The 19,977-nt window shown below is 68.0% G+C and carries 22 protein-coding genes and 1 other RNA gene; 12 read left to right on the top strand and 11 right to left on the bottom strand.

Annotated elements, in window-relative coordinates; genetic code table 11:
• The first annotated feature begins 37 nt into the window (after positions 1-37).
• Entirely contained in the window at positions 38-1,597 is a 1,560-nt protein-coding gene (locus EP28_RS10575; protein WP_049984002.1) for a DNA-directed DNA polymerase II small subunit, read from the top strand.
• 173 nt (positions 1,598-1,770) lie between these two features.
• On the opposite strand, the gene EP28_RS10570 is transcribed toward EP28_RS10575, so the two are convergent.
• From EP28_RS10570 to EP28_RS10555, 4 genes are all read right to left on the bottom strand, one after another.
• Entirely contained in the window at positions 1,771-2,403 is a 633-nt protein-coding gene (locus EP28_RS10570) for an IMPACT family protein (RefSeq protein WP_049984001.1), read from the bottom strand.
• Positions 2,400-2,891 (bottom strand): hypothetical protein, encoded by a 492-nt coding sequence (locus EP28_RS10565; protein ID WP_049984000.1) that lies wholly within the window; start codon positions 2,889-2,891, stop codon positions 2,400-2,402. The genes EP28_RS10570 and EP28_RS10565 overlap by 4 nt, the downstream gene beginning before the upstream one ends.
• Positions 2,892-2,931: 40 nt before the next feature.
• Complete coding sequence (locus EP28_RS10560) at positions 2,932-3,537, bottom strand: PspA-associated protein PspAB (RefSeq protein ID WP_049983999.1); 606 nt, start codon at positions 3,535-3,537, stop codon at positions 2,932-2,934.
• A 99-nt stretch (positions 3,538-3,636) separates the two neighbouring features.
• On the bottom strand, positions 3,637-4,551 hold the full coding sequence (locus EP28_RS10555) for an MBL fold metallo-hydrolase (protein WP_049983998.1): 915 nt from the start codon (positions 4,549-4,551) through the stop codon (positions 3,637-3,639).
• 142 nt (positions 4,552-4,693) lie between these two features.
• Here EP28_RS10555 and EP28_RS10550 point away from each other — a divergent pair, with 142 nt between their 5' ends.
• A complete protein-coding gene (locus EP28_RS10550; RefSeq protein ID WP_049983997.1) occupies positions 4,694-5,653 on the top strand; it encodes an NAD(P)H-binding protein in 960 nt (319 codons plus the stop codon).
• Positions 5,650-6,318 (top strand): DUF7530 family protein, encoded by a 669-nt coding sequence (locus tag EP28_RS10545; RefSeq protein WP_049984023.1) that lies wholly within the window; start codon positions 5,650-5,652, stop codon positions 6,316-6,318. The genes EP28_RS10550 and EP28_RS10545 overlap by 4 nt, the downstream gene beginning before the upstream one ends.
• Before the next feature lie 139 nt (positions 6,319-6,457).
• On the opposite strand, the gene EP28_RS14200 is transcribed toward EP28_RS10545, so the two are convergent.
• The gene (locus EP28_RS14200; protein WP_230455336.1) at positions 6,458-6,625 is read right to left on the bottom strand and encodes a DUF5786 family protein; all 168 of its coding nucleotides are present in this window, start codon (positions 6,623-6,625) and stop codon (positions 6,458-6,460) included.
• 194 nt (positions 6,626-6,819) lie between these two features.
• Between EP28_RS14200 and EP28_RS10540 the strand changes: the two genes are divergently transcribed.
• On the top strand, positions 6,820-7,869 hold the full coding sequence (locus EP28_RS10540; RefSeq protein ID WP_049984022.1) for a DUF5784 family protein: 1,050 nt from the start codon (positions 6,820-6,822) through the stop codon (positions 7,867-7,869).
• Positions 7,870-7,928: 59 nt separating this feature from the next.
• On the opposite strand, the gene EP28_RS10535 is transcribed toward EP28_RS10540, so the two are convergent.
• The gene (locus EP28_RS10535) at positions 7,929-8,213 is read right to left on the bottom strand and encodes a DUF5789 family protein (RefSeq protein WP_049983996.1); all 285 of its coding nucleotides are present in this window, start codon (positions 8,211-8,213) and stop codon (positions 7,929-7,931) included.
• Between the two features lie 143 nt (positions 8,214-8,356).
• Here EP28_RS10535 and EP28_RS10530 point away from each other — a divergent pair, with 143 nt between their 5' ends.
• The 3 genes from EP28_RS10530 to hemB all read left to right on the top strand — a co-directional run bounded on the left by EP28_RS10530 (position 8,357) and on the right by hemB (position 10,541).
• Complete coding sequence (locus EP28_RS10530; RefSeq protein ID WP_049983995.1) at positions 8,357-9,154, top strand: PHP domain-containing protein; 798 nt, start codon at positions 8,357-8,359, stop codon at positions 9,152-9,154.
• Between the two features lie 102 nt (positions 9,155-9,256).
• Positions 9,257-9,421, top strand: a complete 165-nt coding sequence (locus tag EP28_RS14420; RefSeq protein ID WP_196219635.1) for a DUF6757 family protein — start codon at positions 9,257-9,259, stop codon at positions 9,419-9,421.
• 139 nt (positions 9,422-9,560) lie between these two features.
• On the top strand, positions 9,561-10,541 hold the full coding sequence (gene hemB / locus EP28_RS10525; RefSeq protein ID WP_049983994.1) for a porphobilinogen synthase: 981 nt from the start codon (positions 9,561-9,563) through the stop codon (positions 10,539-10,541).
• A 297-nt stretch (positions 10,542-10,838) separates the two neighbouring features.
• On the opposite strand, the gene EP28_RS10520 is transcribed toward hemB, so the two are convergent.
• Positions 10,839-11,081 carry a ferredoxin gene (locus EP28_RS10520; RefSeq protein ID WP_049983993.1) on the bottom strand — a complete coding sequence of 81 codons (243 nt, stop codon included), beginning with the start codon at positions 11,079-11,081 and terminating at the stop codon, positions 10,839-10,841.
• Positions 11,082-11,257: 176 nt separating this feature from the next.
• Here EP28_RS10520 and EP28_RS10515 point away from each other — a divergent pair, with 176 nt between their 5' ends.
• Positions 11,258-11,512 (top strand): DUF7967 family protein, encoded by a 255-nt coding sequence (locus EP28_RS10515; RefSeq protein WP_049983992.1) that lies wholly within the window; start codon positions 11,258-11,260, stop codon positions 11,510-11,512.
• 67 nt (positions 11,513-11,579) lie between these two features.
• Here EP28_RS10515 and rnpB read toward each other — a convergent pair.
• An RNA gene (gene rnpB / locus EP28_RS10665) (RNase P RNA component) lies at positions 11,580-11,942 on the bottom strand.
• Between the two features lie 196 nt (positions 11,943-12,138).
• On the opposite strand from rnpB, the gene EP28_RS10510 reads away from it, so the two are divergent.
• Positions 12,139-12,741: a TIGR00296 family protein gene (locus EP28_RS10510; protein WP_049983991.1), complete on the top strand. Its 603-nt coding sequence runs from the start codon at positions 12,139-12,141 to the stop codon at positions 12,739-12,741.
• A gap of 122 nt (positions 12,742-12,863) precedes the next feature.
• On the opposite strand, the gene EP28_RS10505 is transcribed toward EP28_RS10510, so the two are convergent.
• Positions 12,864-13,928 (bottom strand): Brp/Blh family beta-carotene 15,15'-dioxygenase, encoded by a 1,065-nt coding sequence (locus EP28_RS10505; RefSeq protein WP_049983990.1) that lies wholly within the window; start codon positions 13,926-13,928, stop codon positions 12,864-12,866.
• 102 nt (positions 13,929-14,030) lie between these two features.
• Between EP28_RS10505 and EP28_RS10500 the strand changes: the two genes are divergently transcribed.
• Positions 14,031-15,551 (top strand): phytoene desaturase family protein, encoded by a 1,521-nt coding sequence (locus EP28_RS10500; RefSeq protein WP_049983989.1) that lies wholly within the window; start codon positions 14,031-14,033, stop codon positions 15,549-15,551.
• Between the two features lie 6 nt (positions 15,552-15,557).
• On the opposite strand, the gene EP28_RS10495 is transcribed toward EP28_RS10500, so the two are convergent.
• Positions 15,558-16,724, bottom strand: coding sequence for a nicotinate phosphoribosyltransferase (locus EP28_RS10495; protein WP_049983988.1), 1,167 nt, complete (start codon positions 16,722-16,724; stop codon positions 15,558-15,560).
• Between the two features lie 64 nt (positions 16,725-16,788).
• Positions 16,789-18,624 (bottom strand): Hvo_1808 family surface protein, encoded by a 1,836-nt coding sequence (locus EP28_RS10490; RefSeq protein WP_049983987.1) that lies wholly within the window; start codon positions 18,622-18,624, stop codon positions 16,789-16,791.
• A gap of 74 nt (positions 18,625-18,698) precedes the next feature.
• Between EP28_RS10490 and EP28_RS10485 the strand changes: the two genes are divergently transcribed.
• Together EP28_RS10485 and EP28_RS10480 are read left to right on the top strand one after the other, a co-directional pair.
• Positions 18,699-19,274, top strand: coding sequence for a cysteine hydrolase family protein (locus EP28_RS10485; RefSeq protein WP_049983986.1), 576 nt, complete (start codon positions 18,699-18,701; stop codon positions 19,272-19,274).
• Between the two features lie 93 nt (positions 19,275-19,367).
• Positions 19,368-19,925: a hypothetical protein gene (locus EP28_RS10480; RefSeq protein WP_049983985.1), complete on the top strand. Its 558-nt coding sequence runs from the start codon at positions 19,368-19,370 to the stop codon at positions 19,923-19,925.
• Positions 19,926-19,977 lie beyond the last annotated feature (52 nt).

The raw sequence follows: 19,977 nt of genomic DNA, 5'->3' as shown, positions 1-19,977 counted from the left end.
CGGAACCGTTTTGAGCGGTACTCCCCTTTCGGTCTCTGTGCCGCTGGAGTCCAACGCTCGTATCGTCAAGGAGCTAGCCAACCGGGGATACAACGCCGAACGTGAAGCAGTCACACTGTTGGCAAACGAACCCGACCCGGCGGCCGCCATCGATGCCGCCGTCGACACGGCTCCCGACGACGCCCTCCGAATCACCGCGGATCACGTCCGGGAAACTGCCGGCGATCGGTCTCCCGGTTCGTCCGCTGCACATTCCGATTCGGCCGACACAAGTGAGAAACCCTCCACGCAGAGGGTTAAAACCTCTACTGACGCTGCCGCTCCGTCCCATCAATCTCCAGTCGAAACGGAGGGGTCTACCACGGGACCGAACCGGAACGGGGACGCCGCCCAGCGTGAGATCTCGGTCGGAAACGACATGACGGGACACAGCACTGGGACAGGCGAGTACGCGGACTTCGTCCGAACCTTCAGAGACCGCTACGAGCGGCTCTCGAAACTCCTCCGCGGACGCGTCAATCACCGACCCGCCGAAGCCATCGCGGGCATGCCGGGCGGGAGCGACGCCGCGATGATCGGATTAGTCAACGACGTCCGGTCGACGAAGTCCGGGCACTGGCTCGTCGAACTGGAGGACACGACCGGGACCTTCCCGGCGCTGATCATGAAAGACAAGGGGCTTGCCGACGTCGTCGACGAGATTCTCATGGACGAATGTCTCGCGGTCGAGGGGACACTCGCCGACGATTCCGGCATCTTGTTCGCAGACTCGCTTCACTTCCCAGACGTTCCGCGGACCCATCAGACCGGTGCGGCCGACCGCCACGTCCAGGCCGCGCTCATCTCCGATATCCACGTCGGCAGCGAGGAGTTCATGGCCGACGCCTGGAGCCGCTTTACCGACTGGCTTCACACTCCCGAAGCGGAGCCGGTCGAGTACCTGCTCCTCGCCGGCGATATGGTCGAGGGCGTCGGCGTCTACCCGAATCAGGACGAGGAACTGGAGATCGTCGACATCTACGAACAGTACGAAGCATTCGCAGAGTACCTCAAGGAAGTGCCCGGAGACACGGAGATCGTGATGATCCCGGGCAACCACGACGCCGTCCGGCTCGCGGAGCCGCAGCCGGGGTTCAACGACGAACTTCGCTCGATCATGGACGTCCACGACGCGCGGATCGTCTCGAACCCGGCTACCGTCACCGTCGAGGGGGTCGACGTGCTGATGTACCACGGCGTCTCGCTCGACGAGGTGATAGCGGAGTTGCCCGAGGAGAAGGCGAGTTACGACGAGCCGCACAAGGCGATGTATCAACTGCTTAAAAAACGACACGTCGCCCCACAGTTCGGCGGGCATACCCGCGTTGCACCCGAAGAACGGGACTACCTCGTCATCGATGACGTTCCGGATGTGTTCCACACCGGTCACGTTCACAAGCTCGGCTGGGGAAAATACCACAACGTCCTCGCGGTCAACTCCGGCTGCTGGCAGGCTCAAACTGACTTCCAGAAGTCCGTCAACATCGACCCCGACGCCGGGTACGCTCCCATTCTCGATCTCGACACCCTCGATATGACGGTCCGGAAGTTCACGTAAGCCGTCTGTTTCCTTCGAATTCACCTCCGTCGGATCCGACAGTTCAACTTGGATACCGCGGCCACCGTCCCCGTGAGTTGACAGCCGTCTGCGGTGCACTGAGCGGGAGTGCGACGCACCACCGCGGAGACTCCGCTGGCGTCGCCTGTTCGCCACACTGACGATCCCGTCGGCTATCGATCGATCTCCACCCGACCGCTCGTCGCGTCGTTGAGCCGCTCGACCAGTTCGGTCACTTCATCGACCGGCACCCGAAGCTCGAATCGCACCCGCTCGCCGTAGTCGGCGTCGAACTCCACTCCCGTCGACTCGATCACGCCTCGGACCGTCCCCGAGTCGTCGTACTCGGTCCCGACGCCGAGAGTGCGGTGCGGCCGCTCCTCGATCACTCCGGCCGCGTCGACGCCGTCCTTCACCGCGCGCGAGTAGGCGCGTGCGAGACCGCCGACGCCGAGGTTCGGTCCACCGTGGTACCGCGTTACCACCGCAACGACGTTTCGGATCTCCCGCTGCTGGAGCACGTTCAGCGCCGGCTTTCCGGCCGAGCCGGTCGGCTCGCCGTCGTCCGACGAGTACTCTCTGAGCATCACCTCGGCCTCGGAAACGCGCCCGGAGGGCTCGCTGGCGGGCACCCGATAGGCCGGCACGTTATGAGTCGCGTCGTCGTACTCGTGGGCGACCGCCTCGATGAACGCCTCCGCCTCGTCGACCGCGTCGACCGGCGCGACGTGCCCGAAGAACTCCGAGCCCTGAACGTCGAACCGCGCGGTCGCGCGTTCGGCGACCGTTCGATACGCCTCTGTCACGGGACGGCCTCCTCGCGGCCGTCGTGCTCGGATTCGTCTCCACGGTCGGTCTCGTCTCCGCCTCGTCGCCGCTCGACCGCGACGCTCGTCGGCGGCGCGAGCCGATACAGCGCGAGGTAAGCTCCGAGCCCGCCGAGTTCGACGACCGCCGCGGCGATAGCGATGGCGTCCGCAGAGAGCGTCGCGAGGGCGTCTGCGCCGTGCCACGCGAGGTAGCCGACGAGGAAGGTCCCGAGCGTCCCCGCGCCGAGCGCGTACAGCCGGCGGTACTCCCCGCCCCGGAGGGTCGCGGCGGCGACCGCCACGGCCAGCGCGCTCCCGGCGACGAAGAGGTACGGGCGCGCGTCGGGCGGCGCCGCGAGCCGCGGCCACGCCCACAGCAGGTGGATCGCCGCGGCGGCGACCGCGGTCTGGACGGCGACACCTCGGAGAATTCGCTTTCGTCGGGTATCGCGTCTCACGGTCGGTGAGTCCGTTTCGTCGCTCATCGGTCCGCACCCATGGGTCGGTTCGCAGCCACATGTCGACTCACTCCCACGGGTGGTCCCCCGGTTCGTCCGGCCACAGTGGGTACCAGTACGACTCGTCGTCTTCGAGGCCGAGTTCGCCGTCGAGGACCGACTGGAGCTTGAACTCGATCCGCTGGTTCCGGTCGTTCGTCCCCCGCGGGGCGAACGGGTAGTACGCGCCGCGGCGGAACGAGTAGATCCAGTAGGCTGGGCCGTCGCCGCTCTCGAAGCCGAAGATCGCAGCGAGCAGCCGCGAACCGAACCCCTCCTCGATGAACTGGTCGGCGGCGAAGTGGATGCTCGTCACGAGGTCCTCCGGGTCGTCGTCTTCGAGCACGAACCACTCGTAGCCGTGGTCGTCCTCGTGGCGGTGGAATCCGGTCCCGGTGTCGATCTCTCCCGCTTCGAGGATCGCCTCAACCGTCTCGACGGCGTCGTCGAAGCGGGTACTATCGACGCCGGAGAAACACAGCGCTGCCTCACCGCAGTGGTCGTAGCCGAGGTCGGCTTCCATCGTCATGTACGCGGTCGACATTCCGAAGAGGTCCTCGGGGTCGGCCTCTCGCGTCGCGTCCGTCTCGGCGCTCGTCCCGAACACGGCGCGGATCGTGTCGAAGATGCCCATCTACTTCGGCGTGTAGTGGCCGAGGGTTTAGGACGTTTCCGTCGGCGCTCCTATCAGCGACCTCGTCACGTCGGTGTTACGGAGACCGGATCGGTTCGATCACTTTCCGTCATCGACGTAATCGAGGTACGCGAGGACGCCACGCGTGTTCAGACTGGCGTTCGCGCGCGCACGTTCCGGATTCCAGTAGTCGGCGTCTCGGCTCGCGGTCTCGAAGTGTTCGACGACCGCGTCGTCGTCGCTCAGTTCCTCGCGTTTCGCCCGGACGGCTTCGACCCACTCCACGTACGCGCGCTTGGCCTCGCCGGCCAGCACCGGATCGTACTCACGGGGACCGAAGTGGCCGAAACAGACGTACTCGGGATCGAGGTCGTCGATCGTCTGGATGTCGTCGAGACACTGATCGAGGTCGAACTGCGGCGGCGGACTCGTCGCGACGATCTCGTCGACTTCGGGGACGTATATCCCGGCACCGTCGGCCGCGAAGACGACGTCTGCGTCCGGGTCGTGGTACACCGCGTGGTGTGGTGCGTGTCCGGGCGCTTCGTAGACGACCAGTTCTCGCTCACCGAGATCGATCCGGTCTCCCTCGGCGAGTCCCGAGATCCGATCTTCCGGGACCGGCGCGGGGTCGTCGTAGTACCTCCACTGGTCTCCGACCGCGGACTTCGTCCCCTCAACGAGCGCCGCCGGGTCGACGAGGTGTCTGACGCCTTTCTCCGGGACGAGAACCTCCGCGTCGGGATAGCGTTCGGCGAGGTGGCCCGCACCGCCCGCGTGGTCGAGGTGCGCGTGGGTCGCCAGTATCCAGGCGAGGTCGTCCCGACCGATCCCGATCTCCGCTATGGTCTCGAACAGCGCCTCTCGGTTCCCGCCGGTTCCGGTATCGACGACGATCGGTCGCTCCGTGTCGTACACGTACACCGCCCCGTACTCGTCCGTGTCGAACATCCCGGTGTCGTGGACGTACAGGTCGTCGACGCCGCGGACCGGTTCGAACGCTCCAGCGTGCATGCCGACACCACCGCTCCGGGACCTCTTTTAGCAATCGGTCTCCCCTCCCGGCCGCTCGCTCGTCGACCTCGCCGTCTCGTACGGTCCTCATCGCGTCCGTCCGGGGGTGGGGGATTATTGTCCGCCGGTCCGATGGATATCTATGCGAGTGCTCGTCACCGGCGCGACCGGCTTCGTAGGGAGCCGACTCGTTCCGGCGCTGCTCGACAGGGGTCACGAGGTGACCGCTCTCGTCCGGAACGCTTCCGCGTACGCGCCGCCCGATGGCGTCCGCGTCGTCGAGGGCGACCTCCTCGAACCGGAGACGCTCCCGCCCGCCTTCAGGACCGACGACGGCGTCCCCGTCGACGCGGCCTACTACCTCGTCCACTCGATGGACGGTGGTCCCGGGTACGCCGAACGAGACCAGCGGTGCGCGCGTCACTTCGTCGACGCGGCGTCGAACGAAGGCGTCGAACGAATTCTCTACCTCGGCGGCCTCGGCGAGGACCGCACGGAACTCTCCGACCACCTCCGGTCCCGGCGCGCGGTCGAGCGCATTCTCGCCGACGGCGAACCGGCGCTCACGACCCTCCGGGCGGCCATCATCGTCGGTGCCGGAAGCGCCAGCTTCGAGGTGATCTACGACCTCTCGCGGCGGCTTCCGGTGATGATCACGCCGAAGTGGGTCGACACCCTGTGCCAACCGATCGCGATCGACGACGTGATTGCGTACCTCCTCGGCGCTCTCACGGCACCGGAGACGGCGGACGACACCTTCGAGATCGGCGGGCCGGACGTGCTGACGTACGCCGAGATACTCCGGACGACACGCCGACAGCTCGGACATCGCCTGCGAATTCTCAGGGCACCGGTGTTGAGTCCGGATCTTTCCGCGGCGTGGCTCCGGTTCGTCACCGACGTGAACCCCTACTTGGCCCGCTCGCTGGTGGAGGGACTCCGGAACACCGTGATCGTCGAGGACGATCGAATTCGAGAGATCGTTCCGGTCGAGTTGACCCCGTTTTCCGTCGCCGTGGCGCGCGCTATCGACGAGTGTCGAACGGGCGAGCCGTCGTCGGATCGCGACCGCGACGCCGACGAGGGAGCGCTGTCGTCATGACGCGTGAGTACGGCGAAACGTGGGTGTACGAGAGTCTCGTCGGCGGCATCCCGGGACTGGGCCTCTCCCGAACGCTCGCGGTCGCGGTCCAGTTCGTCCTGTTTCAGATCGGCGTCCTGACGCTCGGGTGGTACTACGGCGTCTGGAACGCGGTCGCCGCCGGGACGGTCGCGGTGGTCGTCGCGGCCGCCGGGAGCGTCGAGATGCACCGGCTGGGCGAGCGGAACCGACTGCTTCCGACTCCCCCGTCGCACAAACGCCTCCTGTTCGGGTCGAGCATCGAGATCGTGTTGGGCGTGCTGGCGTTCATCGCGCTCATGACGTATCTGTTCGCCTGGGACGGAACTCTCATCGACCGGCTGTTCGGGGCGGACCCTCCGGTTCCGGTCGTCTACCTCACGCTTCTCATCTTGTGGGACCTGACGTACCGGATCGGCACTTCGTGGTGGAGCGCCGTCGTCGCGCTGTGGCGCGCGGTCCACATCGATTTAGATTCCGACGCGACCGCGACGGTTCGCCGGCTCGACGCCGAAAACATCGGATTCTCCGCGCTGCAGCTCGTTCTCGTCCCGTTTCTGCTCACCGAACCGATACTGCTCGGCGCGGTCGTCGGTCACGTTCTCGCGGTCGCGATCGTCTGTACGGCGGCGATCGTGCTGTCGTGAGTACGGTGCCGGTGTGCTGTGAGTACGGCATCGATCGCAGTGTCGAGTGCGGCGATCAGGTGGCAGTCGCGACCCGATCGAGCCGGACGGCGCGGGGCCGTCTCACCGATCAAACTGCAAAAGACTCCGTCCGCTCCGGTCACGCGCCGTTCAGCTCTTGAAACTTGTCGAGGAGTGCCTCCGCGGAATCGCCGGAGTCGTACGTGAGCGACCCGGAATACTCCGGGCGCTCGGCGTCGAAATCGGCGTCGACTTCGCTGGTCTTCTTCTCGCGACGCTCGTGCTCGGCCTCGTCATAGGCACCCATTGACATGGTACAACTTCACTTGGAAGCTGTCTGGTAAATATGTATCGGTGAACTACCTCGGTGCTGAAACGAACGACCGCGTGACGATCTCTCGACGGAACGCGACGGCGTGGACGCCGTCGGAGTGCGCTTTTCCACCCACACGCGTCTCGCCTCACCGGAACGAATTAATCACGGGCCGCGGTATACTCGCCGTGGCACAACCGCTCCGATTCAGGCGCGCCCCGGGCCGCTGGGACGCCGACCGCGTTCGCTCGACGCTCGAACGGCCGCTCGACGAAAATCTCGGAGCGACCGCCGGGAGCCCGTGGTTCGGCTCGCCCCCGGGGTACGACGCCCGCCGGTTCGACATGGACGACGGCTCGTTCGCGCTGTTCTGTTGGACCGACGACGACGGTGATCCGCCGCCCGGCGTCTCCGGCGGACCGGCGGGGTACTGGATCGGCAACACCGAGACGCCGAGCGAACTCTGGCGGACGGACAAGTACGGTTTCGACGCGGTTCCGTACCCCGTCTCGCGGTGGACCCAACGCGAGCTGCTCGCTGCGCTTCACGACGACGAGCCGTGGCTCGCCGCGTATCCTCACGTCTCGTGGTACTTTCTCCCGGTGTTCTGTTCAAAGGACGGTGCGGAGACGACCCGCGCGTTCTTCCGCGACCACGCCGCCGGATTCCCCGACGCGACCCGCGAGGAGGGGACCGGCTTCGTCGAACGGACGCTCCGGCCCGGCACGCTCGACCCGTATCGCGAAACGATGGCCGGAAAGCTCGGGACCTCCGTCTCGCCCGATGTCGTCCGGATGAGCGCCGCCATCGCCGAGTTCACCGCCGCGTGGCTCCTTTCTGACTCCGGGTACGAGGTCACGCCCGAGATCGAGGTGACTACGGGCCACTCGCTCGACTTCCGGGCGACGGAGCCGGACACCGGCCGCGCTTCGCTCGTCGAGGTGACGCGTCCGCAACCGGTGTCGTCCCGGGCAGCGAGCGACCCGGTCGCAGCGGTCCGCGACACCGCGGAAACGAAGACGAGCGGACAGCTGGAGGCCCACGGCGGCGGGGTCACGCTCCTCGTCGACTGTTCGTCGTTTCCCGCGTCCGATTGGACGCGGATCCGCGAGGCGCGACCGGACGTCCGGCACAAACCCGCCGTCGTGCTCCGCGCGCGTCCCGACGGCCATGTGGAGGGATACCGAAAGGGGTCGCTGCCGATAGATCTCTCCCCGGCGATCGACTGGCTGTCCTAGCAGTCGCTTAGCGTATCGACGGAATCGGCAAAAAACGGAACGAGCGGCTGTCTATCTGTTCAAAACGAGACCGGAGCGGGTCCGTCTTCGGCGTCGGTCGTCGGGTCGCGGTCCGAGTAGAACCGCCGACCGATCCCGCGGTGACAGACACCGGCGCGGAGCGTCGTGAACACGTCCTCCGCGTCGTCGAAGGTCTGCTCACCGAACCGCTCCAGCACGTCTCCGAGACGCTCGGAGCCGTCGGCGAGCTCTACGGTCGCGTTCCCGTGGGCCGCGATCAGTTCTTCCGAGGTCGTCGGATATTGGTGCCGTTCGAGTCGGTCGTCGACGCCGTTCAAGCGCATCAACTACTCCAAATCGCCGATGGTTCTTAATGATTGTCCATGTATAACCTTAGTTCGGGGAATCCGATTATAGTTCCTTATATTGGTTCGCGTTACCGTGATCCAATCGCCGTCGATTAGTACGCCGCCGGCGAACTCGGTCCATGGTCACGGACCGGATCGTCGCGGATCTCCACGCGCACACGACGGTCTCCGACGGCACGATGACCGTCGCGGAACTCGTAGCGACGGCGCGGGAGTCGGCGCTGGACTGGGTAGCGGTCACCGACCACGACCGGATCCATCCGGCCCTCGGTGCCCCGGTGGTCGAGCGCGACGGCGTCCACGTCGTTCGGGGTATCGAACTGCGCGTCGACGCCGGCGACGAGCGGGTCGACCTCCTCGGCTACGGCGTCGAACACACGCCGGCGCTCGACGCGGAGATCGAGCGACTCCAGACCGACCGGAAGCGACGCGGAGCCGCGATCTGCGACGCGGTCGAGGCGCAGTTGGGGATCGACCTCGGGCTCGACCCGCGTCCCGGGCTCGGCCGCCCGCACATCGCTCGCGCCATCGACGAGTCGGCCGCTCCGTACGACTACGCCGCGGCCTTCGACGAACTGATCGGCGACGACGGCCCCTGCTACGTCGCCCGCGAGGTGACGGACCTCGACCGCGGCGTCGACCTCCTGTCCGAGGCGGCCGCGGTCGTCGGACTTGCACATCCCTTCCGCTACGACGACGTCGACGCGGCGCTCGATATCGCCCGCGACTTGGACGCAGTCGAGCGGTTCTATCCGTACGGCCGCCCCGTCGACGACACTCGCGTTGAGCGGGTCGCTGCGGAATCTTCCCTCCTCTTGACCGGCGGGAGCGACGCCCACGCCCGAACGCTCGGCGAGGCGGGACTGACCGCCGAGGCGTTCGCGCCGGTGCGGGACCGCTTCCCAGAGCCGCGGTAACCGACGCACTCGGCTGCTATCCGTGCCTCGTCGCTCCCTCCGAGTTCCGAACCCTCCGGATCGACGAACAAGGTTAAGCCCGACGCCGATAGAGGTGACGACATGCGGTGTCACTACTGTGAACGAGAGGCCACGTACGAGGCCGAACAGAGCGGCGTGGTCGTCGGACTCTGTGAGGAGCACTTCAAAGCCCGCGTCGAAGAACTCGCGGAGTCCGACGAACTCGCCTCGCTCCGCGACCGGATCGACATCGAATCACAGGAGTAGTTCCCGTCTCACGCCGTCGCCGGACCCGCCCGCTGCTCCCGCACGCCATCTCCTACCCTCTATCCACCGTCCGACCGCTCCTTTTGGCGCGCTCGCCGGGGACGGAGCATAAAAGGACGCCCGGGGCCAATCCCCGGCCATGCACCCGACCGACCGGCCGCGGCGGCTCCGGACCGACGGCGTCCGCCCGCTCGTCAGCGAGACTTCGCTTTCGGCCGCCGACCTCGTCGCGCCCGTGTTCGTCGACGCGACGACCGACGAGCGCGTTCCGATCGAGACCATGCCCGGCCACGAGCGCGTCCCCGTCGACGAGGCGGCCGCCCGCGTCGAAGAGATTCTGGAGACGGGAGTCGAAGCGGTCATCGTCTTCGGAATCCCCGAGTCGAAAGACGCCGAGGGGAGCCGCGCGCACGCCGACGACGGCGTCGTCCAGCGCGCGATCCGTCGGATCGACGCTGAGACCGACGCCTACGTGATCGGCGACGTCTGCCTCTGTGAGTACACCGATCACGGCCACTGCGGCGTGATAGAGGCGTCGGCGGAGACGGACCCGACGCTCACCGTCAAAAACGACGAGACGCTGGAGTTGCTCGCCCGTACCGCGGTGTCGCAGGCGGACGCGGGCGCGGACATGGTCGCCCCCTCCGCGATGACTGACGGACAGGTCCGGGCGATCCGCGAGGCGCTCGACGCGGCCGGTCACGAGGACGTGGCGCTCATGAGCTACGCGGTCAAGTACGAGTCGGCCTTCTACGGGCCGTTCCGCGACGCCGCCGACGGCGCGCCCGCGTTCGGCGACCGCCGGCACTACCAGATGGATCCCGCGAACCGCCGCGAGGCGCTCCGGGAGGCTCGGATCGACGCCGAGGAGGGCGCGGACGTGCTGATGGTAAAACCCGGGCTCCCCTCCCTCGATATCGTCGCCGACCTCCGCCGGGAGTTCGACCACCCGATCGCCGCGTACAACGTCTCCGGCGAGTACGCGATGATCCACGCGGCCGCGGAGAAGGGTTGGCTCGACCTGACCGAGACCGCCCACGAGTCGCTGCTGTCGATCAAGCGCGCCGGCGCGGACCTCATCGTGACGTACTTCGCCGAGGACTTGGCCGAGCGGCTGTAGCACGGATACCGACGACGTAGCGCGGGCACCGACGACGACCCGGAACACCGGAGCCGGGCTGTCCGCCCCGGCGCGCCGGCGAGCGGTCGCCACCGGCGACCGCGAGACCGTCCGCGAGGGAGCCCGCGGCGGCGTTCGTGAGCGCCGCCGCGGCGAGGCTGGGGAGGCGTGAGGTCGGCGATCGCCGACAGCCCAGCCGATCGGACCTTCCCGCCCGCGCCTCCATCGCCGCCCGCGCCGCCCCGCTGCCCCGCTGCCCCGCCGCCCTCGCCGCCCGCGCCGCCGCCTCGCCCCCTATCAGACGACCTGTTCGCCGTCGTCGTCGTACACTTCGATCGCGTCGACGGGGCAGGTCCGCGCCGCGAACTTCGCGTCGAGTTCCTCGCCGTCCGGCACGTCGAGGACGAACAGGTCCTCGTCTCGCTCCTCGCTCCCTCGCAGGTCGGCTTTCCCGTCGGTCATGTCCTTCTCGAAGGCGTCCCACTCGGCCACGCACTGGTACATCCCGACGCAGGTGTCGCGGTCGAACTCCACGTACATGTCCACCGCTTCGGCGAGGCGGTACAAAGCGATGGCGACGAGCGACAGAGAGTGACGCCGAGCGACAGAGAGTGACGCCGAGCGACAGAGAGTGACGACTCGACGGAGACGGGCCGTCCCCGACGACCCGCTATCCGACCGTCCCGTTTAACCATCGGTGGGACCCACGGGCGCGTATGACCACCGTCTGGCTCGTCGACCGCCAGTTCGACTCGAAGGGACTCGTCCGGCTCACCTACGCCACTGAGGACGGCGAGCGCATGCACACGAAGGAACTGGCCGAACAGCGGCTCGTCACGGGCGACGGGATCACGGCCGGGCGCGACGTCGACGAGAGCGCCCTCGGCGAGACGCCGGCCGACGAGCGCGAGCGGTTCGCCGCGGAGGCGTCGCGGATGGCTGCCGAACACGACCCCGACGACGTGGTGTGAACGCGCGTCCGAACCTCGGTTGGATGTCGGGTGCGTCTCCCCGGTCGCGCCGCTCGGCGTGCGAGCGGACTGAGGGGAGTAAGCCCCCTTCGGTTCGTCCCGACATTCGGCTGAGCGTCCGCGCCGTGGCCGGACTACCTTGTGGCGCGGACTTGCACCGGCGAGGATTCGCCGTTCCATCCGTTCCCACCCGTCTGCCCTCACCGGGTTAACTCCCTTCCCTTGCGGGTCGGTTCGCTCGTTCGCGGGTAGCCCCGCGAACGCCGCCGGTCGCCGAAGCGACCGAACGCGGATCATCGGTCGGGGCGGGGGGTGTCGTTGCTGTTCCAGAGCCAGCCGTCTCCGACTCCGGGCGTGTGCCCGGTCGCCTGTCCGGCCGGTGGGGGGACTTTCCTCATGCCAGAGGCACGGGAGTCGGGCTCCCTCTGTCCGTCCCTCCGTTTTCGTCGGCCGCGAATAAGCGGTTCGGTCGTCGACACTCGGCGTCCCCTCGCCGATAACTGTCATCCGCTCGTTACTGTCATCCGCTCGTCGACGACGGTCCGGTCGCACAGCCCGTGTGAGCGGAAGTGAGACACCGGCTGGCAAGGGAAGCGTTCAAGTCGTCAGGAACGTAATGGACTCTCATGTCCGAGGCTCAGACCGTTCAGCTGTCGTACGACGACGGTGCACGAGCGGTCGAACTCGCGCGGGAGGCGGTCGAGTCGTTCGTCCGACACGGACAACGAGAACAACCGGGCAGCATGCGCGAAGCATTTTACGCCCGAACTGGCGCGTTCGTCAGGCTGGAATCCACGCGCGGTCGAGGCCGGCTCCGTGGCTGTGCCGGTGCGTGGAAGACGTCCGACCAGCTCGGCCACGCGATAGTCGAGGCCGCGATCAAGGCCGCCTCCGGCGACTCCTGCGGGTCCGAGGTCGAGCCCAAAGAGCTCGACAACCTCACCGTCTCCGTGTTCGTCGTCTCGAACACGGTGCTCACCAACGATCCCCTCGCGGATCTCGATATCGGCACCCACGGTATCGCCGTCGACGGCGGCAACGCCCACGGCTGGCTCTATCCGACGGTGCCCGTAGAGAACGACTGGTCGGGTGCCGAGTTCCTCTCGCGCGCCTGCCGGAAGGCCAAGCTCGCGCCGAACGCGTGGGAAGACGAGGAGACGATGGTGACGCTCATCGAGGGACAGGTGTTCCGAGAGCGCGCCGACGGCGGCGCAGTCGAGGAGCTGTAGCGGTCGCCTCTCCCACCAGACTCGGGTCTTTTCGTTCGATGACGCGGCGGCGAACGCGGCTCGCGCAGGCGGTGTCCGCTCGCGCACCCGCAGACGACGCCCCAGACGGGGGTGCACTCACGTCACGGCACGTACCAGATCCCTCGTTCGGTGTCGAGTAGGTCGCCGACGACGACGTGCGGGAGTGCGATGATACTGATCGCGACGCTCCAGAACGCCACCGCGCCGGGGAGCAGTCCCGACCCCGCGAACGGATTCGGAAACGCCCAGTAGAACGCGGCGATGACGGTGAAGGTCGCGAGCGCACCGACCGCCATCAGCGTCCACGCCCGCAGTGCGGCAGCCGAGACGGAGTCACCGCCGATGAGGTCCCACTTGTCGTCGCCGGCGGGTTCTGCTTCGACGGTCGCCGTCCGGGCGACCTGTCTGGCGGAGTACCAGAAGGGGAAGTAGAGCCCGACGGCGACGAGCACCGGGACGACGGCGAAGTACGCGGCGAGGAGGACGGTCTCGCTCGCGTCGACGAGCCACGACCGTCCGCCGCCCCGGACGTACCCCAGCGCGACGTGCGCGACGAGCGCGGCACCGTAGCCGACGACGATCGTCGTCCGGACCGCGTCGACGCGTCCGGCCGCACTCCCGAGCGCCCCCGGTTCCACGATACCGACCATGAGCGTACTGAACGCGTAGAACGTATCGGTGTGAAACGCCATGGGCACGAGCATGACGGCCCCGCCGCGCACCGCGGCGGCGAGCGCCCGCTGCGGTCGCGTCCGCAGGTGATCGCTTCCGACGGTCGACTCAAGAACGCGGAGGCCACCGATTCCGCCTTTCGCCATCGCGACGACCAGCGCGAGCGCGAGTCCGGCGACCGGCGCGATCAGGAACAGTCCGACGAACCCGGCGATCGCGGTCAGGTAGGCGACGACGTATCGCCAGCGGAACGACGGCCGCCGCCGCCGAAGGTTCTCGAAGTGCTCGTACCCCCCGTGCGGGAGGTTCAACGCGATCATTCCCACGAGGTAGATCACCATTTGCGCTTCGATCGGGACGGCGATCCCGGCGAGCGCGAGCGCACCGAACCCGCCGATGAGCGCTCCGAGCGCCGCCCGCGAGAGCCCGATCGACGGATGGGTGTCCGCCCCGCCGACCGACCGCCACACGCGTTTTTGAACGGTCAGTGACATCCCGTTACACGTACGGATTCCGTAAAAAAACCGATTTGGGGGGTATCCCACGACACGGGAACGGTACCAGTTGTCATGATTCGGGCGTCCGTACGATCGCGTATGCCAGACCAGCTGCGTGACGACCCGACGATCACCGTCGTCGGCGGCGGGTTCGGCGGGCTCGCGGCGGCCGCGTACCTCGCCGACGCCGGGGGTGACGTGGAACTGCTCGAACGGCATGACCGGGTCGGCGGCCACGCGGGGGTCATAGAGCGGGATGGGTTCCGGTTCGACGCGGGGCCGTCGTGGTACCTAATGCCGGACGTGTTCGAGCGCTTTTTCGGGCACTTCGACCGCGTCCCCGAGGACTACTACGAGCTGGAGCGGCTCGACCCGCAGTACCGCGTGTTCTGGAAGGACGGCGACCGCGTCACCGTCCGGCCGAATCGCGAGAACGTCCACGACGTGTTCGACTCGTATGAGCCCGGTGCCGGAGACGCGCTCGCGACGTACCTCGACCGCGCCGAGCGCAACTACGAGCTGGCGATGGACCGGGTCGTCTACGAGGGGCGCGACCGAGTGCGCGACTATCTGGACGCGGACTTGCTCCCGCTCGTCCCGCGGTATCGCCTGTTCGGGACGATGGACGACTACGTGAGCCGGTACGTCGCTCATCCGAAGCTCAAACAGCTCTTGGAGTACACGCTCGTGTTTCTCGGCGGGTCGCCGTACAACACCCCGGCGCTGTACAGCATCATGAGTCACGTCGACTTGAACATGAACGTCTTCTATCCCGAGGGCGGTATCGCCGGCGTCGTCGACGCGCTGGCGGATCTCGCCCGCGAACGGGGGGCCACGATCGAGACCGGAGTCGAGGTGCAGTCGATCGACGGCAGCGCTGGCGAGTTCGAACTCGGAACCGAGGCGGAGACGCGACGAACCGACCTCGTGGTTAGCAACGCCAACCCGGCGTACGTCGAGCGGGAACTGCTCGACCCGAGCGACCGCGACCACGATCCGAGCTACTGGAACGAGCGAACGTACGCTCCCTCCGCGTATATGCTGTATCTCGGGGTCGAGGGAGACGTCGACCCGCTCGCGCACCACTCGCTCGTCCTCCCGACCGACTGGTCCGACCACTTCGAGGCCATCTTCGAGGACCCGCGCTGGCCCGATGACCCCGCGTACTATCTCTCCGTCGCCTCCAAGACGGACGATTCGGTCGCGCCGGACGGCCACAGCGCCGTCGTCGCGCTGGTCCCGATCGCCCCCGGACTCGACGACGGATCGGACGTGCGCGAGCGGTACCGCGAGACGGTGTTGGCCGACCTCGCCGAGCACACCGGGGTGGACCTTCGGGGACGGATCGTCTCCGAGACGACCGCCTGCGTCAGCGACTTCGCGGAGCGCTACGGCGACCCGGAGGGGACGGCGCTCGGGCTCGCGCACACGCTCTTTCAGACGGGACCGCTTCGCCCCGGTCACCGAGCCGGAGTCGACGGGCTCTATTACGTCGGCTCGTTCACCGCTCCCGGTATCGGAATGCCGATGTGTCTCATCAGCGGCGAGCACGCGGCGGCGGCCCTCCGAGACGACTACCCCGAGGCCCTCCACGGCCGAGAGACAGCAACGGCGGACTGACGCTGCCTATTCGGCGCGTCGCTCCGCGTATCCCACCGCCTCCGCGTCTGCGAGCGCGCGCTCCGCCGCGGCGTCGAGGTCGAACGGATCGTCGTCGACGACGTCGCCGTCGCGGATCACCGGCACCATGAGCGACTCGGCGTCGGCGGGTCCCGGTCGGTCGGCGAGCCCGACCGCGTGCGCGCCGTCGGCGGTCCGATACGCGTCTTTCGCGCCCGAGAGTTTCCCGCGCTTCGCGGCTGGCTCGCCGTCGACGCTGACCAGATCGAGCGCGAAGTCCACCGGTTCCGCGTTCGAGACGTAGCCGCCGACGCCGAACCCGTCGACCACGTCGCGGAGTTCCCGGAGGTCTGCGGGACCCAGCCCGCCGGAGACGTACACGTCGACGTCCGTGTGCCCGCGTGCGTCGAGTTCCCACTGCACTTCCCTGACGATGTGTCTGAAGTCCCCACGCCGCGACCCGGTGGTGTCGAGCCGCACGCCGTCGAGCCGATCGCCGAGCGTCTCGACCGCGCGGAGGACCTCGTCGACCTCGTCGGAGTAGGTGTCACAGAGCGCGATCCGCGGGACGGATTCGTCAACGGCCTCGTCGAAGGCGCGCCACGCCGCCTCCTGCTCGCCGCGGCCGAAGCAGATCGCGAGTGCGTGCGGCATCGTCCCCGACGCCTCTCGGCCGATCAGCTCGCCCGCGGCGACGTGCGAGAACCCGTCGAGCCCCCCCACGAGCGCGGCGCGTTCGACGACTGCGGCCATCGAGGGGTGAACGTGTCGCGCGCCGAACGAGAGCACCTGCGCATCGGGCGCAGCCATCCGACAGTCGAGCGCGGCGGTCGCGATTCCGGACGCGTGCGAGAGGAACCCCAGAAGCGACGTTTCGAGTCGGGCGAACGCGAGGTACGGTCCCTCGATCCGCATCACCGGCCCGCCGTCGAACAGGCGTCCCTCAGGGATCGCGTCGACGTCGACGTCGCGACCGGCGAGCAGCGCGACGGCGTCTTTCAGGCCGGCGACCGCCTCGAACTCCCCGTCGGGGAACTGGTCTGCCGTCACCTCGGCGACGACTCGGGGGTTTCGGTCCGCTCGCCGCAGGGCCGTCTCAGTCCGATCGAAGTACGCGTCCGTCGCCCGCCCATCGCGGATCGCGTCCGCGTCGACGATGTCGAACTCGGTCATACCGGGCGTAGGTCCGCCGGGGAGGAAAAGCCATCCGAGTCGATCGAGTCCACCGCCGGCCCCCTCAGCGTCGGCGACGAGCCAAGACGGCGACCGTCGCGACCACCGCGGCCAGGGCGGCTGCGACGCCGAATCCGGGCGTCTCCTCGGCGGTGCTCGACTCTCCAGCGTCGTTCGACTCTCCCTCGCCGGCTCCTCCGCCGGTCTCGGAGTCGGGACCGCTTCCGTCGCCGCGGTCGGCTCCGTCGAAGCCGCTCCCCCCGTCGTTTCCGCTGCCGACGCCGCCGTCGGTCTCGTCGTCATCCGGTTCGCCGACAGGTCCGTCGGTGCTCCCGGGGAGATCGAGCCCGATACCGGGCCGGAGTTCGAGCACGCCGCCGGGCTCCGGCGCGTGCACGATGGTCACCGTGGTGTTCTCGCGGCTCACGCCGTAGGCACCGGGGAAATCGCCGTCGTCGATCGCGTACACGTCGCCCGTCACGTAGGGGTCGTCGCCGTGGGCCTCGAGCATCGTGCGGTACGTCTCGTAGAACGCGGTCGCGTCCGCCCGCGTCTGCCACTCGGTCACCCAGATGTAGCCGTCGCGCGTCTCGCCGCCGTCGTCGTTCCGATACGGGTACAGCTCGTCGCCGGCCCAGCCGGCCGTCGCCTCGTGCGCGTAATTGTAGTTGACGCGTGTCCGGAGGCTCGCCTCGGGCCGCGTGTGGATCCGGACGTTCGACGCCCGGCTCCCCGTCGGTTCGAGGACCGGGTACCCGTACTCGAAGCTCTGGTACCAGAACATGACGAACATCGAGGCCTCCCCGGCGGTCTCCGCGCCGTCGACTCCCTGATCCGGGTACGTTTCCCACCCGTCGGTCGCCGTGTCCTCGAACTCGACCGCGCGAGTTTCGTACCCCGGTCGTTCGTGGATGACCTCGGCGGTCGACTCCGGCGGGGTCGTCATCGTCTCGTTGACGGCCGACCAGCCCTCCGCCTCGACGAGCGACTCGACGTAGAACGCTCCCTCGGCGTACGGCTGGAGGACGGTCTGGAGGATGCCGAAGTTGTACTCGCTGGCCGACCCGCCGCCCCCACCGCCGCTAGACGGGCCGTCGATACAGGTCCAGTTGTCGGCACAGCGCGCGGCGTATCGCTCTTCGATGTGGACGGCCTCGCCCTCGACGATTCCGTCGACCGCGAGGTCACGGTCCTGCGTCGCACCGACGTATCGGGCCCGCGTGAGGTCGTGATACTGGTCTTGCATCCCGTGGACGAGCTCGTGTGCGAGCGTCGACGGGTCGATTTGGACCGCCTCGCCCTCGGATACCACGAGGACGATACTGTCTTGTGTCGGCGAGTAAAACCCCGAGACTGCGCCGCCGAAGACGGTGTCTATCTCCTCCGCCGCCGTCGTGTCCTCGCCGACGACGAACAGCGCTTCCCACACCTGGTCGTTCCACCGCTGCGACGCCGCGACCGATCCGTTCGTCTCGTCGGCTCCATCGCCCCCCATCGACCCGTTCGTGAACTCCGCGCGCGTGACCGTCTCGACCGGCACGCCCTCGCGGAAGGGCCGCTGGCGGATGTGTTCGACCCGCGCCATCGTCAGGTGCGTCAGCGCCTCCAGCTCCGCCTCGGTGAGTCCGTCGTCCTGATCGAACGACAGCTCGTCCTCGTAGTGGGTCCCGTTCCAGCAGCCGACCACCGCCGTGTTATCGTCGGTGTCGCACGTCGCCGGCGTCGCGCTCGCCACGGCCTCCGGACCCGACACGGACGCCGCGGTCGGCGTCGGCGGCTCGGACGCGAGCGTCGGCGAGGAAGCGTCTGCGACGTCGCCGACAGCGCCCCCGGCGACGCCGCCGACCGCGAGGAGGGCGATCGCGGCGAGAACGAACGAGAGGGTGTGAACCCGTCGCATATGGCCGATTGCAGCCGACCGGGTAAGTAGTTTGCCGGTCCGGTTTTTTGAGTCGCGCCGCGTAACACCCGTCCATGCCGTACGATCCGACCGAGACCGCAGTGATCGTCGTCGACATGCAGAACGGTTTCTGTCATCCCGACGGGAGCCTCTACGCGGAGCCGAGCGAGGCGGCGGTCGCGCCCGTCTCGTCGCTCGTCGAGCGCGCGCGAGACGCCGGCGCGAGCGTGGTGTACACCCGCGATGTCCACCCGCCAGAGCAGTTCGACGAAACGCACTACTACGACGAGTTCGACCGGTGGGGCGAACACGTCGTCGAGGGGTCGTGGGACGCCGAACTCGTCGGCGACCTCGACGTCCGCGACGGGGACCACGTCGTCGAGAAGCACACCTACGACGCCTTCTACCGGACGGATCTCGACGGCTACCTCGACGCCCACGGCATCGCAGACCTCCTGATCTGCGGAACGCTCGCGAACGTCTGCGTGCTCCACACCGCCGGCAGCGCCGGACTGCGCGATTACCGCCCCGTCGTCGTCGAGGACGCGCTCGGGTACATCACCGCGGAGCACCGCGACTACGCCGTCGACCACGCGGACTGGCTGTTCGGCGAGACGACGACGCGAGACGCCGTGTCGTTCGCCGAGTGAGGTCGGTCCATCCCCGTTCGTCGTCTTCCCGGTGGTTATCAGCCGCGTGAATCGGCGTGAAACGCTTTTCACCCCCGAGTCAGACCTTCGGACATGGAACTCAGTCGACGCGGCGTACTCGGCGGGGTCGCGTCCGCGTTCGCGATCGGCGCGATCGGCTTCGCCGGGGCGACCACCGTGACCGACGAGGGAAGCGCCTCGACCAACGCGGGGAGCGCTCCCGGCCTCGGCCCCGACGGCGACGGGGCCGCGGGTGACGGCGAGGCCGACTCCGTCGCCGCCGACCGGTCCGCGCCGTTCGAGGCCGCGCTGCTCGCCGACGGCGACGACGCCGGCACGCTGTTCGACGCGGCCGACCTGTCCCGCGTGCAGGGCGTGATCTCAGAGGAGAGCGAACACCTCGTGTACGTGGCTCTCTCCGAGGCCGGTATCGGGGCGGTACAGGACCGGCTCGCCGAGGCGGGCGCGACCGACGAGCCGAACCGGTTCGTCGTCTCTATGACCCTCGACGGGACCGAAGTGCGACGCGTCGAACTGGACGAGCCCCGCGTCACGGCGCTCACGGACGACGAGTGGAGCGGCGTCCTGACGCTCCCATTCGGCCAGAAACCGGTCGCAGTCGAGGTCTACGAGTCGCTGGCGAGCGAGTGATCAGAGCGGTGAGGCGGGTGCGCGAGTTGATCGGCGCGTGGACGAGCGCGGC

Source organism: Halorubrum sp. BV1, from assembly GCF_000746205.1.
Lineage (GTDB): Archaea > Halobacteriota > Halobacteria > Halobacteriales > Haloferacaceae > Halorubrum.
This window is presented reverse-complemented; position numbering and strand designations above follow the sequence as displayed.

What these genes read in the sequence shown, in the direction of transcription:
- EP28_RS10490 (WP_049983987.1), bottom strand. Translation starts at nt 18,624, where the DNA reads ATGCGACGGGTTCACACCCTCTCGTTCGTTCTCGCCGCGATCGCCCTC.
- EP28_RS14420 (WP_196219635.1), top strand. Translation starts at nt 9,257, where the DNA reads ATGCGGTGTCACTACTGTGAACGAGAGGCCACGTACGAGGCCGAACAG.
- EP28_RS10480 (WP_049983985.1), top strand. Translation starts at nt 19,368, where the DNA reads ATGGAACTCAGTCGACGCGGCGTACTCGGCGGGGTCGCGTCCGCGTTC.
- EP28_RS14200 (WP_230455336.1), bottom strand. Translation starts at nt 6,625, where the DNA reads ATGGGTGCCTATGACGAGGCCGAGCACGAGCGTCGCGAGAAGAAGACC.
- EP28_RS10505 (WP_049983990.1), bottom strand. Translation starts at nt 13,928, where the DNA reads ATGTCACTGACCGTTCAAAAACGCGTGTGGCGGTCGGTCGGCGGGGCG.
- EP28_RS10560 (WP_049983999.1), bottom strand. Translation starts at nt 3,537, where the DNA reads ATGGGCATCTTCGACACGATCCGCGCCGTGTTCGGGACGAGCGCCGAG.
- EP28_RS10565 (WP_049984000.1), bottom strand. Translation starts at nt 2,891, where the DNA reads ATGAGCGACGAAACGGACTCACCGACCGTGAGACGCGATACCCGACGA.
- EP28_RS10520 (WP_049983993.1), bottom strand. Translation starts at nt 11,081, where the DNA reads ATGTACGTGGAGTTCGACCGCGACACCTGCGTCGGGATGTACCAGTGC.
- hemB (WP_049983994.1), top strand. Translation starts at nt 9,561, where the DNA reads ATGCACCCGACCGACCGGCCGCGGCGGCTCCGGACCGACGGCGTCCGC.
- EP28_RS10495 (WP_049983988.1), bottom strand. Translation starts at nt 16,724, where the DNA reads ATGACCGAGTTCGACATCGTCGACGCGGACGCGATCCGCGATGGGCGG.
- EP28_RS10545 (WP_049984023.1), top strand. Translation starts at nt 5,650, where the DNA reads ATGACGCGTGAGTACGGCGAAACGTGGGTGTACGAGAGTCTCGTCGGC.
- EP28_RS10535 (WP_049983996.1), bottom strand. Translation starts at nt 8,213, where the DNA reads ATGCGCTTGAACGGCGTCGACGACCGACTCGAACGGCACCAATATCCG.
- EP28_RS10485 (WP_049983986.1), top strand. Translation starts at nt 18,699, where the DNA reads ATGCCGTACGATCCGACCGAGACCGCAGTGATCGTCGTCGACATGCAG.
- EP28_RS10510 (WP_049983991.1), top strand. Translation starts at nt 12,139, where the DNA reads ATGTCCGAGGCTCAGACCGTTCAGCTGTCGTACGACGACGGTGCACGA.
- EP28_RS10530 (WP_049983995.1), top strand. Translation starts at nt 8,357, where the DNA reads ATGGTCACGGACCGGATCGTCGCGGATCTCCACGCGCACACGACGGTC.
- EP28_RS10500 (WP_049983989.1), top strand. Translation starts at nt 14,031, where the DNA reads ATGCCAGACCAGCTGCGTGACGACCCGACGATCACCGTCGTCGGCGGC.
- EP28_RS10555 (WP_049983998.1), bottom strand. Translation starts at nt 4,551, where the DNA reads ATGCACGCTGGAGCGTTCGAACCGGTCCGCGGCGTCGACGACCTGTAC.
- EP28_RS10515 (WP_049983992.1), top strand. Translation starts at nt 11,258, where the DNA reads ATGACCACCGTCTGGCTCGTCGACCGCCAGTTCGACTCGAAGGGACTC.
- EP28_RS10550 (WP_049983997.1), top strand. Translation starts at nt 4,694, where the DNA reads ATGCGAGTGCTCGTCACCGGCGCGACCGGCTTCGTAGGGAGCCGACTC.